The 13,830-nt window shown below is 60.5% G+C and carries 9 protein-coding genes; 8 read left to right on the top strand and 1 reads right to left on the bottom strand.

What is annotated here, in order from left to right; translation table 11 throughout:
• Positions 1 to 8: 8 nt before the first annotated feature.
• Positions 9 to 1,574 (bottom strand): methyl-accepting chemotaxis protein, encoded by a 1,566-nt coding sequence (locus H3H51_RS14095; protein ID WP_183089684.1) that lies wholly within the window; start codon positions 1,572 to 1,574, stop codon positions 9 to 11.
• 778 nt (positions 1,575 to 2,352) lie between these two features.
• On the opposite strand from H3H51_RS14095, the gene H3H51_RS14090 reads away from it, so the two are divergent.
• The 8 genes from H3H51_RS14090 (at position 2,353) to H3H51_RS14055 (ending at position 13,820) form a co-directional block, all read left to right on the top strand.
• A complete protein-coding gene (locus tag H3H51_RS14090; RefSeq protein ID WP_183089683.1) occupies positions 2,353 to 3,663 on the top strand; it encodes a nucleotide sugar dehydrogenase in 1,311 nt (436 codons plus the stop codon).
• Positions 3,664 to 3,750: 87 nt separating this feature from the next.
• Complete coding sequence (locus H3H51_RS14085) at positions 3,751 to 5,232, top strand: glycosyltransferase family 2 protein (protein ID WP_183089682.1); 1,482 nt, start codon at positions 3,751 to 3,753, stop codon at positions 5,230 to 5,232.
• Positions 5,233 to 5,297: 65 nt separating this feature from the next.
• Entirely contained in the window at positions 5,298 to 6,464 is a 1,167-nt protein-coding gene (locus H3H51_RS14080; RefSeq protein WP_328803666.1) for an HlyD family efflux transporter periplasmic adaptor subunit, read from the top strand.
• Positions 6,461 to 7,837 carry an SEL1-like repeat protein gene (locus H3H51_RS14075; protein WP_183089681.1) on the top strand — a complete coding sequence of 459 codons (1,377 nt, stop codon included), beginning with the start codon at positions 6,461 to 6,463 and terminating at the stop codon, positions 7,835 to 7,837. Before H3H51_RS14080 ends, H3H51_RS14075 begins: the two co-directional genes overlap by 4 nt.
• Complete coding sequence (locus H3H51_RS14070; protein ID WP_183089680.1) at positions 7,834 to 9,267, top strand: alginate export family protein; 1,434 nt, start codon at positions 7,834 to 7,836, stop codon at positions 9,265 to 9,267. Before H3H51_RS14075 ends, H3H51_RS14070 begins: the two co-directional genes overlap by 4 nt.
• 80 nt (positions 9,268 to 9,347) lie before the next feature.
• On the top strand, positions 9,348 to 10,847 hold the full coding sequence (gene algG / locus H3H51_RS14065; RefSeq protein ID WP_235981383.1) for a mannuronan 5-epimerase AlgG: 1,500 nt from the start codon (positions 9,348 to 9,350) through the stop codon (positions 10,845 to 10,847).
• Positions 10,848 to 10,875: 28 nt separating this feature from the next.
• Positions 10,876 to 12,279: an alginate O-acetyltransferase gene (locus tag H3H51_RS14060; RefSeq protein WP_183089678.1), complete on the top strand. Its 1,404-nt coding sequence runs from the start codon at positions 10,876 to 10,878 to the stop codon at positions 12,277 to 12,279.
• A gap of 56 nt (positions 12,280 to 12,335) precedes the next feature.
• Positions 12,336 to 13,820, top strand: coding sequence for an MBOAT family O-acyltransferase (locus tag H3H51_RS14055; RefSeq protein ID WP_183089677.1), 1,485 nt, complete (start codon positions 12,336 to 12,338; stop codon positions 13,818 to 13,820).
• Positions 13,821 to 13,830 lie beyond the last annotated feature (10 nt).

Here is a 13,830-nt window from a genome sequence, read left to right as displayed (position 1 = left end):
CACCTGAATCAGCGGTTGAAGCGTTCCACCAGGGCGTACTGGTCCTGCGCGGTGGAGGTCAGCTCCTCGCTGAGCAGCGCAGTGTTCTGCGCCTCGCCGGCAGTCTGGTCTGCCAGTTGGGCGATGGTGATGATGTTCTGGTTGACCTCATCAGCCACCGCGCTCTGCTCCTCGGCCGCCGCCGCAATCTGATTGGCCATGTCGGTGATATTGGCCACCGCGTCGCTGATGCCCGCCAGCGCCTGGTCGGCCTGCAGCACGCGCTCGACGCCTTCGTCGGCCTGCTTGCGGCCGATTTCCATGGTCAATACGGCTTCTTCTGCGGTGCGCTGCAATTTGGCGATCAGGCCGTGGATCTGCCCGGTGGATTCGGCGGTACGCTGCGCCAGCGAGCGAACCTCGTCAGCCACCACGGCAAAGCCGCGGCCCATCTCGCCGGCCCGTGCAGCCTCGATGGCAGCGTTGAGGGCGAGGAGGTTGGTCTGGTCGGCGATGCCTTTGATCACGTCGACCACGCCGCCGATTTCATTGCTGTCCTGGGCCAGGCGCGACACGGTTTCACCGGTTTCGCCGACCGATACCGACAGGCGCTGGATGGCTTCCCGGGTTTCGGCAGCCACGGTGCGGCCTTCGCTGGTCAGGCGATTGGCTTCCTGGGTGGCGATAGCGGTGCGGGCCACGTTGCTGGCGACCTCCAGGGTAGTGGCGGCCATCTCGTTGATGGCGGTGGCGACCTGTTCGGTCTCCACGCGCTGACGCTCGAGGCCGGCGGAGCTGTTGTGGGCCAGCTGGTCGGCCTGGCGCGCCTGGCTGGTCAGCCGCTCGGCGGTGTCCTGCAGGCGGGTCAGGCAGGTCTTCAGCCGTGCTTCCTGGCTGAGCATGGCCATTTCCAGGCGTGCTTCGGCGCCCTGGCTGTCGGTGTACATCTGTGCGATCAGCGGGTCCGAGGTGGTTTGCTCGGCAAGACGCAGCAGGCGTTTCACGCCGCGGTTCTGCCAGCTCAGGCCGATCATGCCCAGCGGAATGGCCAGTAGGGCGGAGAGCAGGAAGCCCCAGCTCGAGCCCAGCCAGCCACCGATCAGGGTGCCGAGCAGACCGGCCAGCACATACGGCAGGACAGCCTGCACGACCGGCAGCCAGTACTGGCTGCTGGGGATCGCCGGCTTGCCGGCATTGATTCGTGCATACAGCGCTTCGGCGCGGCGCACCTGCTCGAGGCTGGGCTTGACCCGCACAGACTCGTAACCCACCACCTGGTTGTTATCCAGCACCGGTGTGACATAGGCACTGACCCAGTAGTGGTCGCCGTTTTTGCAGCGGTTTTTCACGATGCCCATCCACGGACGGCCCTTCTTTAAGGTCGTCCACATATGTTCGAACACGGCGGGCGGCACATCGGGGTGGCGCACCAGGTTGTGCGGTGCACGAATCAGCTCGTCGCGGCTGAAACCACTGATGTCGATAAAGGCTTCGTTGCAGTAAGTGATCTGACCTTTGATATCGGTGGTCGAGATCAGGCGCTGCTGGGCCGGGAAAGTACGCTCACGCTGAGTAACGGGCTGGTTGTTTCTCATCTCGGGCTTCTTGCGCAAAGGATTGTGTAAAGGATCGGCCGGTGGTGGGAAAAATTTAGCTCACCGGGGGTTCGAATGGGGCGAGTGTACCTCCTTGGCGCAAGAGGAAAAATTTTGGCGTCAAAATCTCGATAAAAAATTCAAAGTAATTTAAATAATTCAATCAAATATCGCCAACTTTTAAGTTGCCATTACAGTGCTCTCGCTTAATCGGCTGATATTGCTCTGCCACCATCTCGTTCATTTTGCATGGTGGTAAAAGAGTCGCTCCATTGCGAATTGCCCGATAGCAACTACGCGTTATTTGAACTTTGCCTGATTAGTACAAGTAATTGGGGTGTGCCTGCTGTTTTGGCGTTTTTATGACGTCGATAATCTGGCGATATTCACTTTTATCTTGGTTTTTATTCCTTTTGCGCCTAATTGAAATTAGGTGTTACTTTCTAAAAAATCTTGTGTACTCTCCGTCCTAGAGCGGTCACACCTTCCGGTGTTACCCGCCGAGGGAAATGTGAGAGCACGCACATGTTACTTGTCGTAGCTTGATTCTTAGTTGCTTAAGTGTAACTTTCCGTCTGCCTTAATTTGACTTGAAGTTGTCGGTTGTGAACTTTCGATTTAATTGTCGATCTGTTCCGGTCTGATGGTTTTGTTCAGGTTGAAGAAAATGGATTTGAAGTAAGGAGGCGGTGGAGTTTGTAGTCCCGTCGATCTCGCAAGGTATACGGCATATCACTGGATATGCCTTGTCGACCCATGCAAGGAAAGGAGATCGTCCATGCGTATCAGCATTTTTGGGCTGGGTTACGTGGGAGCTGTATGCGCAGGGTGCCTGTCGGCACGCGGACACCAGATTGTCGGGGTGGATATCTCGGCGTTGAAAATCGACCTGATCAACAGCGGCAAGTCGCCAATTGTCGAACCAGGTCTGGAGGAGCTGCTGCAGAAGGGCGTCAGCAGCGGCAAGCTGCGCGGCACGCTGAACGTGCAGCAGGCGGTACTGGATACGGATATCTCGTTCCTCGCTCCACCGACCCCAAGCAAGGCCAATGGCGACCTCGATGTGTCCTACATCGAAGAGGTCTGCGAGCAGATCGGCAAGATACTGCCGCTCAAGGCCAGTCGCCACACCGTGGTGGTGCGCAGCACCGTGTTGCCGGGCACCCTGCGCAACGTGGTGATCCCCACCCTGGAGAAATTCTCCGGGCTGGAAGCGGGCAAGGATTTTGGCGTTGCGGTAAACCCCGAGTTCCTGCGCGAAAGCACGGCGATCAAGGATTACGACTTCCCGGCGATGACCGTGATCGGCGAGCTGGATAAAACCTCCGGCGACCTGCTCGAGGAAATCTACAGCGAGCTGGACGCCCCGATCATCCGCAAGACCATCGAGGTCGCGGAAATGATCAAGTACACCTGCAACGTCTGGCACGCGGCCAAGGTCACCTTCGCCAACGAGATCGGCAACATCGCCAAGGCGGTGGGCGTCGATGGTCGTGAGGTGATGGATGTGATCTGCCAGGATCACAAGCTCAACCTGTCCAAGTACTACATGCGCCCGGGTTTTGCCTTCGGCGGCTCCTGCCTGCCCAAGGACGTGCGTGCCCTGAGCTATCGCGCCGGCCAGCTGGATCTGGAGTCGCCGCTGATCAGCTCGCTGATGCTGAGCAACGCCGCCCAGGTGCGCAAGGCCTACAACCTGATCGCCAGCCAGGGCAAGCGCAAGGTCGCGCTGCTTGGTCTGAGCTTCAAGTCGGGTACCGACGATCTGCGTGAGAGCCCGCTGGTGGAACTGGCGGAAATGCTGATCGGCAAAGGCTTCGACCTGAAGATCTTCGACCGCAACGTCGAGTACGCCCGTGTCCACGGTGCCAACCGCGAGTACATCGAGTCGAAAATCCCCCACGTTTCTTCGCTGCTGCGCGCCGACCTCAACCAGGTCGTGGCGGATGCGGACGTGATCGTGCTGGGTAACGGCGACGAGATGTTCGAGACCTTGGTTCAGAAGGTTCCGCCAGGCAAGAAGGTGATCGATCTGGTGGGCTTCATGCGCCAGACCACCACCTCTGAAATGGAAGGGCTGTGCTGGTAATCACAGCCAGTCGGAACGTGCATCGGGCGTAACAACAACAATAACAACGCCCCCGCTGCAGTGCGAAAACTGAGACGGGGCTAAAACATGGAAGGTCTGCAGAGACGCCTGCGCACGGGTGCAGGTTGGCTGTTCTACGTCACGGTACTGATGGGCATGGCGCTGTTGCTGCCACGCAGCATCTTTGACCCTGAATCCACGGACTTCTTGCTGTTACTGGGTGCCGTCGGCATCTGGCGTTACTCCATGGGCGCGATTCACTACGTGCGGGGGCTGCTGTTCCTCTACCTGGTGTATCCGTACTACCGGCGCAAGGCTGCGCGGCTGGGGGATTCTGCCGATCCGTCACAGGTCTTTCTGATGGTCACCAGCTTTCGCATCGATGCGCTGACCACCGCCGAGGTGTATCGCTCGGTGATTCGCGAAGCGATCGATTGTGGCTACAAGGCGACGATTGTCTGCTCCATCGTCGAGCTCTCGGACGAGATGCTGGTCAAGGGTCTGTGGTCGAAGATGAACCCGCCGGAGCGGGTGCGTCTGGACTTCGTGCGGATCGCCGGCACCGGCAAGCGCGATGGCCTGGCCCACGGTTTCCGTGCCATCTCGCGGCACCTGCCGGACGACGATGCAGTGGTGGCGGTGGTTGACGGCGATACCGTGCTGACCCCCGGTGTGGTGCGCAAGACCATGCCGTACTTCAAATTGTTCGACAACCTGGGCGGGCTCACCACCAACGAGTTCTGCGAGGTGCACGGCAGCTACGTGATGAGCGAGTGGCACAAGCTGCGCTTCGCCCAGCGCCACATCAACATGTGCTCGATGGCCCTGAGCAAGCGCGTGCTGACCCTGACCGGGCGCATGTCGGTGTTCCGCGCCAATGTGGTGACCAACGCCAGCTTTATCAACGACGTCGAGAACGACTACCTGGAGCACTGGCGCCTGGGGCGCTTCAAGTTCCTCACCGGTGACGACAAGTCCAGCTGGTACAGCCTGATGCGCCTGGGCTACGACACCTTTTACGTGCCGGATGCGGCGATCAATACGGTCGAGCACCCGCCGGAAAAGAGCTTCATCAAGGCCAGTCGCAAGCTGATGTTCCGCTGGTATGGCAACAACCTGCGGCAGAACTCGCGTGCCCTCGGCCTGGGCTCCAATCGCCTCGGCTGGTTCACCAGCATCGTCCTGCTGGATCAGCGTGTGGCCATGTGGACCAGCCTGCTCGGCCCGACTGTGGCGATAGTCGCGAGCATCAAGTACGGCTTTGCCTACCTGATGATCTACCTGCTGTGGATCGGACTTACCCGCCTGGTGTTGACCCTGCTGTTGCTGGCTTCCGGACATGAGATCGGGCCGGCCTATCCGCTGATCCTCTATTACAACCAGATCGCCGGTGCACTGGTGAAGGTGTACGTGTTCTTCCGCCTCGACCAGCAGTCCTGGACCCGCCAGAAAACCAAGCTCAATCGTGATCTGGCCAGTTTCCAGCGCTGGTTCAACACCTGGTCGTCGCGGGCCATGACTTTTTCGGCGAGCAGTGTCTTCGTCGCTGCCTTGATGTGGGTGGTGTGATCGGCAACGGATGGCCGTCGGCCACGGGATGCCTGAGTTAACTCATTAATTTAAAGGGAAAGACTATGAGCGCAGTGATGAGCCCCAGCAGCAATGCCAATGTTGTCCACGAGTCGGAGGCCCAGCGCCAGTACGCGCGTCTGAAGCTGCCGGCGAAGATCATCTATCGCAGCCAGCAAGGGCAGGAGCTGGAAGCACCGCTCACGGATTTGTCCGCAGGTGGCTTCAGCTTCGTACCCACCAGCGGGCTGGTCAGTGAAGGGCAGAGTTTTCAGGGCCGGCTGATGTTCGAGATCGAGGGCATCGGTTTCTCCATGGATGTGGAGTTCCAGGTGCGTTCGATGATCGGCGGCAAGCGCGCGGGTTGCGAGTTCCACAACCTCAAGCCGCGCGAAGTGGCCGCGTTGCGCTACCTGATCAGCTCCTTCCTGAGCGGTGAGCTGGTCAATGTCGGCGACCTGATCAGCACCCTGCAGCGCGATAACTTCACCAAGGCGCGCAACAACAAGGCAGACGCCCCGGCCAGCCTGTTCAGCCGCATGCGTGCCGTGAGCATGAGCCTGTTGCTGTTCCTGATCGGGGTCAGCGCCTGCACCTATGTGCTGTATCAGCTGTACGACATCTATTTCGTCACCCATGCCGACTCGGCTCAGGTACAGGTCCCTGGCCAGCAGGTGTCGATGCCGCGTGAAGGTTCGGTGCAGAGCCTGGTCAAGGTTGGCGATAGCGTGGCCAAGGGCGCACCGGTGGCGACGTTTTCCGCGACCATGCTGGATGCGCTCAAAGGGGTACTGCCGGAAGCAGAGATGACTCCGGATAACCTCGAACGACTGTTCAGCAAGAGCTTCCAGGGCACCCTGACCAGCCCATGCGATTGCCGCGTGGTGGCGCAGCTGGTGGGCGATGGCCAGATGGTGGTGAAGGGGACGGCGGTGTTCACCCTGGCTCCTACAGACAGCGTTGCCAACGTTGAGGCGCGCTTTCCTTACCGGGCGTTCGATGAGCTGCAGCCGGGTACCCAGGTCAGCTTCCTGGTGGGTGGGGAGACCGAAAAACGCAGTGGCGTGATTAGTAGCATGGCGCTGCAGGATGGCGGTCTGGCCTCGGACATCCGGGTGATGATCGAGCCGGAACTGCCACTGGCTAGCGAGCTGGCCAAACGCCCGGTGGATGTGCGCATCCAGCCGCTGGGTGGTTTGTGGTCGAGCATCAGCCTGGCGGCTGGCAAATGAAAGGGGTCAGCCTGGCGTTTGGGACTCTGAGCCTGGGCCTGCTGTCGGGCTGCATGAGCCTGCCTGATTTGCAGCTGGCCAAGCAGGCGAAAGGTGCTGGCGATCTGACGACCGCGCAGGCCAACTATCAGACGCTGGCAGAGCAGGGCTACGTCGACGCTGAAATCGGTCTGGCAGACATTCTCGTGCGCAGTGCCTCGCCGGAGCAGCAGGCGCAGGGCGAGAGCCTTTACCGCGGCGCTGTGGGGCGCTCGCCACTAGCGCCTGTGCGGCTCGGCAAGTGGCTGGCGAGTAAACAGCAGCCAACGGTTGAGGAGCGCTCGGAGGCCGAGCGTCTGTTGCGGAAAGGCCTGCAAGAGGGGGACCGCAGTGCATTGCTGCCGTTGGTGCGGTTGCAATTGCTCGATCCGCAGAAAGTCAGCAGCGGTGAAATCGATCGCGAGCTGACGCAATGGCAGGAGCAAGGTTTCGGCGAGGCACAACTCGGCAAGATCGAGCTGTATCGAGCTCGCGGTGATTACGACCAGCACCTGGCGGAGATCCGTGAGACCTGCGAGGCCTGGCTGGCGCAAGTCAGCGAATGCTATGCCGAGCTGGCGGCGATCTACCGCAAACAGAACGATAGCGCGGCCCTGGCCGCATTACTCGAGCGCTTGCTGGCCGGCTATGAGTCGGGCGCAATTATTCCTGAGCGGGTGCAGGCGGTGGCCAAGGTACTGGCCGATGCAAGCCTCGGTGAGCCTGATCTGCCGAAGGCCCAGGAACTGCTGACCTTGATTGCCCCTGGCTATGTCGATGCCTGGATAAGCCTGGCCGAACTGATCGAGAGCTACCCCGACCTCGGTGGTGCCGTGGAATTGACCGGCTATCTGCAGAAGGCCGTCGATGCAGGGTCCACCCGTGCGGCGTTGGCGCTGGGTCAGCTTTACCTCAAAGGCCAGGTGGTTCCCGGGGATCCGCAGTCGGCGGAGAAATACCTGCTGATTGCGGCACCCGTCGAGCCCAAGGCGCACTTCTTCCTCGGCAAGCTTTATAGCGAGGGCCAACTGGGGGATATCGATCCGGAGAAGGCCGTTGAGCATTACCTGATCGCAGCCCGCAGCGGTAACGCAAATGCCGATGTGGCCCTGGCGCAGTTGTTTGGCAGTGGCAAGGGCGTGCGCATTAACGCGGTGTACGCCTACACGTTTGCCACTTTGGCCAAGAACCAGGGCGTTGTGCAGGCCGATGCCCTGATGCAGCGCCTGGCACCGAGCCTGCAACCACAGGATTACCAACAGGTGGAAAGCCTGCTGGCCCGCGAGCTTAGTGCCCGCGGCGGCGAGCAGCTGAGCATCCGCAATTCGACCCATCCAATGCAGGGAATGCTATGACCTCGACCAACCGTTGCGTCGCCCTATTCGCGTGCACGGCCGGCCTGCTCGGCAGCCCGGTTCTGTGGGCAGCCGAGGCACAGCCTGGGCTGTCCTACGGGGCCAATATGAAGATCACGGCGCAGTCGATCGACGACCAGGACCTGGGCACCCGTGATGGCGGCGACTTCAATGGCGCCGGCGTGAGTGTGCGTCCCTGGGTTTACGGGCTGAGCGGAGACTGGAGCGCCTACCTGATGGGCGAGGCGTTCATCGCCAGCGATGTGATCGAGTCCGATACCAGCGAATCCGACACCTTCGATCCCAATGATGCCCGCGAGCGCGACGATCACTTCCTGGCGCTGCACGAGTTCTGGGTCGACTACGGTGGGCTGACGGCCTATCCCGGCGAGACCCTGCGCCTGGGGCGGCAGAAGATTCGCAGTGCCGACGGCCTGTGGTGGGACAGCAATATCGAGGCCCTGCGCTGGAATTTCGATACCACGCTGCTCAATGCTCATGTCGGCGTCGCCGAGCGTTTCAGCGACTACCGCACCGACCTCGACGACCTGGCGCCGCAGGATGAGGATCGCCTGCACCTGATGGGCGATATTTCCACCCAGTGGCGACCGGGTCACTGGGCCGGGCTCAAGCTCCACCACAGTGACGATCATGGCGGCCTGCCGCATTCAGGCGAAGAAGTTGACCTGCTGAGCAAGACCTACAGCGGCCAGTTGACCTGGCTGGGGGTCGAGGCTAACGGCGATTTCTACAACTACCGCAGCAGTTTGCCGCTGAGCTATATGGCGAGCCTGACCTGGCTGACCGGTGATGCCGACCTGCTGACTGCGCGTACCGTTGACGGCGTGCGCCGGGCCGTAGGCGAGACCAATCAGGATGTCGACGCCTGGGCCCTGGATCTCGGCCTGCGCTGGAATATCGATGAAAGCTGGCGGGTCGGCGCCACCTATTCGCGCGCCAGTGGCGGTAGCGATGGCGATGATTCCGAGCAATTCATCCAGACCGATTTGCAGAGCAATCGCGCCAACTTCACCGGCACCAATTCCGGCGTCAATCGCTTTGGCGAGGCCTACCGCGGCGAGCTGAACAACTTGCAGGCGGCCAGCCTGTTCGGTGCCTGGCAGTTGAACAAGGACTATGACGCCAGCCTGATCTATCACCGCTTCTGGCGGGTCGATGATGAGGCCGACAGCGCCAGCGGCCTGCAGGCATCACTGGTGCCAGGGGAAAAAGACCTGGGGCAGGAAGTCGACCTGGTACTGACTCGCTACTTCAACGAAGGACAAATGCCTGCCGAACTGGGTTGGCTGGGCGCCAAGTCGGCACTGGTGCGTTTTCGCGGTGGCCTGTTCCTGCCTGGCGATGCCTTTGCCAGCGACACCGATTCGAGCATGCATCGCGCCTTTATTGATGTGGTCTGGCGTTACTGAGGCTGTCTGCAATGAATATGGAGACTGGCAAGATGGAATTACCAAGAGCATTCAGGCACGTGCTTCGTAATGGCCTGCTGATGGCGGGAGCGCTGGCGTTTGCCACGGCTGCTACGGCAACCGAGGTCAAATCGCAGGCTTATCAGATCTCGAGCATTCCGGTCGAATCGCTACAGCGCGAGGCGCCCAAGCTTCCCGATCTGAGTGGCTACACCGCAGAGGCGGTGTACGCCAAGGTTCAGGCCAAACCGGCTGGCCGAGTGGTCGTACGCGGCATGATCGAGCAAAACCCGCTGGTCGAGTTCACGGGCGGTGACGAACGTTTGCGCGAGTGGGTCAAGCGCCAGGGCGAGATGCCGCAGGTGATATTTATCGAGGGTGGCTATGTGACCCCGGTGGAACTCGCTCGCAGCCTGCCAGAGAAGTATTTCCGCGAGACCGCACCGGGCGTGTACCTGGCCCGTCTGCCCATCGTGGTCAGCCAGGGCGCGACCCTGCACATCGGCAAGGAGACCAAGGACTTCCGCCTTTCCAGTGAGCGTGGCGCCTTCCTGATTAACGACGGCAAGCTGTTCATCACCGACAGCCGCCTGACCGCCTGGCGCGAAGCCGATAACCAGCAGGACTGGTTTACCAAGAAGGGCAAGTTCCGCCCGTTCCTCAACTCCTGGGGCGGTACGGAGACCTACATCGTCAATAGTGTGGTTTCCAGCCTCGGCTACACCGCGAGCAAGTCCTATGGTGTGTCGATTTCCCAGTACAGCCCGGCGATGCATCCCATCATGCAGCGTGACCATCCCACCGGCTGGCTGCTCAATTCGATGTTCGATGACATGTGGTACGGCTTCTACTGCTACGAAGCGTTTGATGTGGTGCTGCGTGGCAACACCTACCGCAACAATCTGGTTTACGGCATCGACCCGCATGACCGCTCGCGCCGCCTGATCATCGCCGAGAACACCGCCTACGGCACGGTGCAGAAGCACGGGATCATCATTTCCCGCGAGGTCAACGACAGCTGGATTTTCAATAACCGCTCCTATGAAAACCATCTGTCCGGCATCGTCATTGACCGTTCCAGCATCAACAACGTGATTGCCTACAACGAGATTTATCGCAACAAGTCCGACGGCATCACCATCTACGAGAGTGGCCAAAACCTGTTGTGGGGCAACAAAGCCTTCAGCAACGGCCGGCATGGCATCCGCGTGCGTAACAGCTCCGATATGGGCTTGTACGAGAACGTAGCGGCGGCCAACGGCCTGCTGGGCATCTACGGCCACGTCAAGGACCTGAATGGCACTGACCGTGACCTGGCGCTGGACCCCTTCGACATGAAGCTGTCGCTGGTCGTGGTCGGCGGGCGTCTGGTGGGCAACGAGAGCGGGGCCATCTCGGTGGTTTCACCGCAGAGCGTGAAGCTCTATCAGCTGGACATGCTGATGCCGACCAAGCCCGCGGGGATCGGCATGTTCGGGGCCCTGGCCGACGGCAAGAACCAGATTCTCGACCTGCTGGTACGGCAGAAAAAGGCCGTGCTTGTCCTGCCAGTCAACCACGTGGCGCAACTGCAGAAGTGAGGAACGAGCGATGAGACGGAATTCAAGTGTGAAAGCGGTAGAAATCCTGGCTTCGCTGGGCCTGTTCGGTCTGTTGGCCTCGATTGCCCACGCCGAAGAACCGCCGCAGTACCCGGTCGAGCGCTGCTGCGACATCTGCCCGCAGACGCTGCAAGACACTACCTATAGCGGCGATATGGGTGAGTTCACCAAGTTGGTAAAAGGCCAGGATGACTGGCTGTTTCGGACTCGTACCGACCTGATGACGCAGATGGGCACCACGCCTGAGGGCTATGCACATTTGCAGGAGTTGCGCGACGCGCTCAAGGCTCGTGGTGTCGAGCTGATGGTGGTGTACATCCCGACGCGAGGGATGGCCAACGCAGAAATGCTCGATCCCGCCGTACGCCAGGGATACAACCTGGATGAGGCCAAGAACAACTACCACCAGGTGATCGAGAAAATGCGCAGCCTGGGTATACGCGTGCCCGACCTGACGCCGCTGTTGTACGAGCATGGCACGGCTGAAAAGCCGTTCTTTTTCAAACGTGATCACCACTGGACGCCCAACGGCGCCGAGTTCACCGCAAGCCTTGTGGCAGACGAGCTGCGCAAGTCGGACGTATTCAAGAACATCCCGCGCAAGGAGTTCGTCAGCCGCAGTGATGGGCAGATGTACAAAATTGGCTCGCTCAACGAGGCCTTCAACAAGGTCTGTGGTTATAGCTATGCCAACCAGTACGTCACCCGTTTCGCTACGGAGCCGAAGGAAGAGAGCAGTGACCTGTTCGGCGATGAAGTGACACCGCAAGTGGTGCTGGCCGGGACCAGTTTCAGTTCTCCGCAGTACAACTTTGCGGGGTTCCTCAAGCAGCATGCCAATGTCGATGTCGATAACCGCTCGGTGAGTGGCGGCGGTTTCCACAGCGCCATGCTGCAGTACCTCGGTAGCCAGGATTTCCAGAGCAACCCGCCGAAGATCCTGATCTGGGAAATCACCAGCTACTACGACATCTCCATGCCGATTTTCTACCGCCAGATCATGCCGATGTTGGCTGACGGTTGCCGCATGGCGCCAGCGGAAATGAGCCAGAAGATCAAGCTGCGACCGGGCAAGAACGAGCTCTTGGTCAACGCCGACGTGAAGCCGATTCGTAGTGAGCGCTATATCGCCGATATCCAGTTCAGCCAGCCCGATATCAAAGAGCTGCAAAGCGCCTTCTGGTACATGAGCGGCTCCAAGGAAAGCCTGCTGATCTCGCGCTCACGTGAAGTCGAGCCAGACGGTCGCTTTGTTTTCCGTCTACGTGACGATACGGAGTGGGCAGGGCAGACCCTGCTATCGATGGAAATCACCATGCCCGACGACATGCCAGCAGGCCTGGAAGTGGAGGCGAAGATCTGTTCGCGCGCCTCTGCCAACCAGGCCAGCCTGCAAGCCAACGTGGATTGAGTTAGCGCGCACGGCGGCGGCTCTGCTGCATTGCCCGAGCAAGGGAGATCTAAGGTATGGTTTTCTCGTCCAACGTGTTCCTGTTCTTGTTCCTGCCGATCTTCCTCGGCCTGTATTACTTGAGCGGAAACCGCTACCGCAACCTGCTGTTGCTGGTGGCCAGTTACATCTTCTACGCCTGGTGGCGCATCGACTTCCTCGCGCTGTTCGCCGCGGTGACGGTGTTCAACTACTGGATCGGCCTGCGCATCGGCGCTGCCGGGGTGCGCACGAAAACCGCGCAGAAATGGCTGATTCTCGGCGTGGTGGTCGACCTCTGCGTGCTCGGCTACTTCAAGTACGCCAACTTCGGCGTCGACAGCCTCAACGCGATCATCGCCTCGTTCGGCCTCGAGCCGTTCATCATCACCCACATCCTGTTGCCCATCGGCATCTCGTTCTACGTGTTCGAGTCGATCAGCTACATCATCGACGTGTACCGCGGCGACACCCCGGCCACCCACAACCTGATCGACTTCGCGGCCTTCGTGGCGATCTTCCCGCACCTGATCGCCGGCCCCGTGCTGCGCTTTCGCGACCTGGTCGACCAGTTCAACCATCGTACCCACACGATCGACAAGTTCGCCGAAGGCTGCACACGCTTCATGCAGGGCTTCATCATGAAGGTGTTCATCGCCGACAGCATCGCGCCGATCGCCGACCACGCCTTCGCCCTGGCCGATCCCACCACCGGTGACGCCTGGCTCGGCGCGCTGGCCTACACCGCGCAGCTGTACTTCGACTTCGCCGGCTACAGCAGCATGGCCATCGGCCTGGGCCTGATGATGGGCTTTCGCTTCATGGAGAACTTCCGCCAGCCGTACATCAGCCAGTCGATCACCGAGTTCTGGCGGCGCTGGCACATCAGCCTGTCCACCTGGCTGCGCGACTACCTGTACATCAGCCTGGGTGGCAATCGCGGCAGCACCTTCGCCACCTACCGCAATCTGTTCCTGACCATGCTCCTGGGCGGCCTGTGGCACGGCGCCAACTTCACCTACGTGATCTGGGGCGCCTGGCACGGCATGTGGCTGGCCATCGAGCGGGCCATGGGCGTGGATGCCGCACCACGGGCGATCAACCCGCTGAAGTGGGCCTTCACCTTCCTCCTGGTGGTGGTCGGCTGGGTGATCTTCCGCGCCGAGAATCTCGACGTGGCCTGGCGCATGTACGCGGCGATGTTCAGCTTCGGCGACTGGCGCCTCTCCGAGTTGGCTTCCGCCTCGCTGACCAGCCTGCAGATCTACACCCTGCTGCTGGCCTACGCGGTGCTGGCCATATTTGGTATCCGCCAGTTCTTCGCCGACCCGCTGGGCGGCGCGCCGAAGGCCAAGGCAGCCGAGGAGGGCGGTATTGCGCTTTCGGCCTCTGGCGCAGCGTTGTCGATCACCCCGGCCTATGCCGTGCTGATTGGACGGACCCTGGTTCTGCTGTTGTTTGTCGCCTCTGTACTCAAGCTGTCGGCGCAAAGCTTTTCACCCTTCCTGTATTTCCAATTCTGAGGAGGAGCCG

Origin of the sequence: Aquipseudomonas ullengensis, assembly GCF_014174475.1 — a bacterium.
Classification (GTDB): domain Bacteria; phylum Pseudomonadota; class Gammaproteobacteria; order Pseudomonadales; family Pseudomonadaceae; genus Aquipseudomonas; species Aquipseudomonas ullengensis.
This window is presented reverse-complemented; position numbering and strand designations above follow the sequence as displayed.

Excerpts from the sequence above, each read along its gene's own strand:
- H3H51_RS14055 (WP_183089677.1), top strand. The coding sequence starts at position 12,336 with ATGGTTTTCTCGTCCAACGTGTTCCTGTTCTTGTTCCTGCCGATCTTC.
- H3H51_RS14095 (WP_183089684.1), bottom strand. The coding sequence starts at position 1,574 with ATGAGAAACAACCAGCCCGTTACTCAGCGTGAGCGTACTTTCCCGGCC.
- H3H51_RS14075 (WP_183089681.1), top strand. The coding sequence starts at position 6,461 with ATGAAAGGGGTCAGCCTGGCGTTTGGGACTCTGAGCCTGGGCCTGCTG.
- H3H51_RS14070 (WP_183089680.1), top strand. The coding sequence starts at position 7,834 with ATGACCTCGACCAACCGTTGCGTCGCCCTATTCGCGTGCACGGCCGGC.
- H3H51_RS14080 (WP_328803666.1), top strand. The coding sequence starts at position 5,298 with ATGAGCGCAGTGATGAGCCCCAGCAGCAATGCCAATGTTGTCCACGAG.
- algG (WP_235981383.1), top strand. The coding sequence starts at position 9,348 with ATGGCGGGAGCGCTGGCGTTTGCCACGGCTGCTACGGCAACCGAGGTC.
- H3H51_RS14090 (WP_183089683.1), top strand. The coding sequence starts at position 2,353 with ATGCGTATCAGCATTTTTGGGCTGGGTTACGTGGGAGCTGTATGCGCA.
- H3H51_RS14085 (WP_183089682.1), top strand. The coding sequence starts at position 3,751 with ATGGAAGGTCTGCAGAGACGCCTGCGCACGGGTGCAGGTTGGCTGTTC.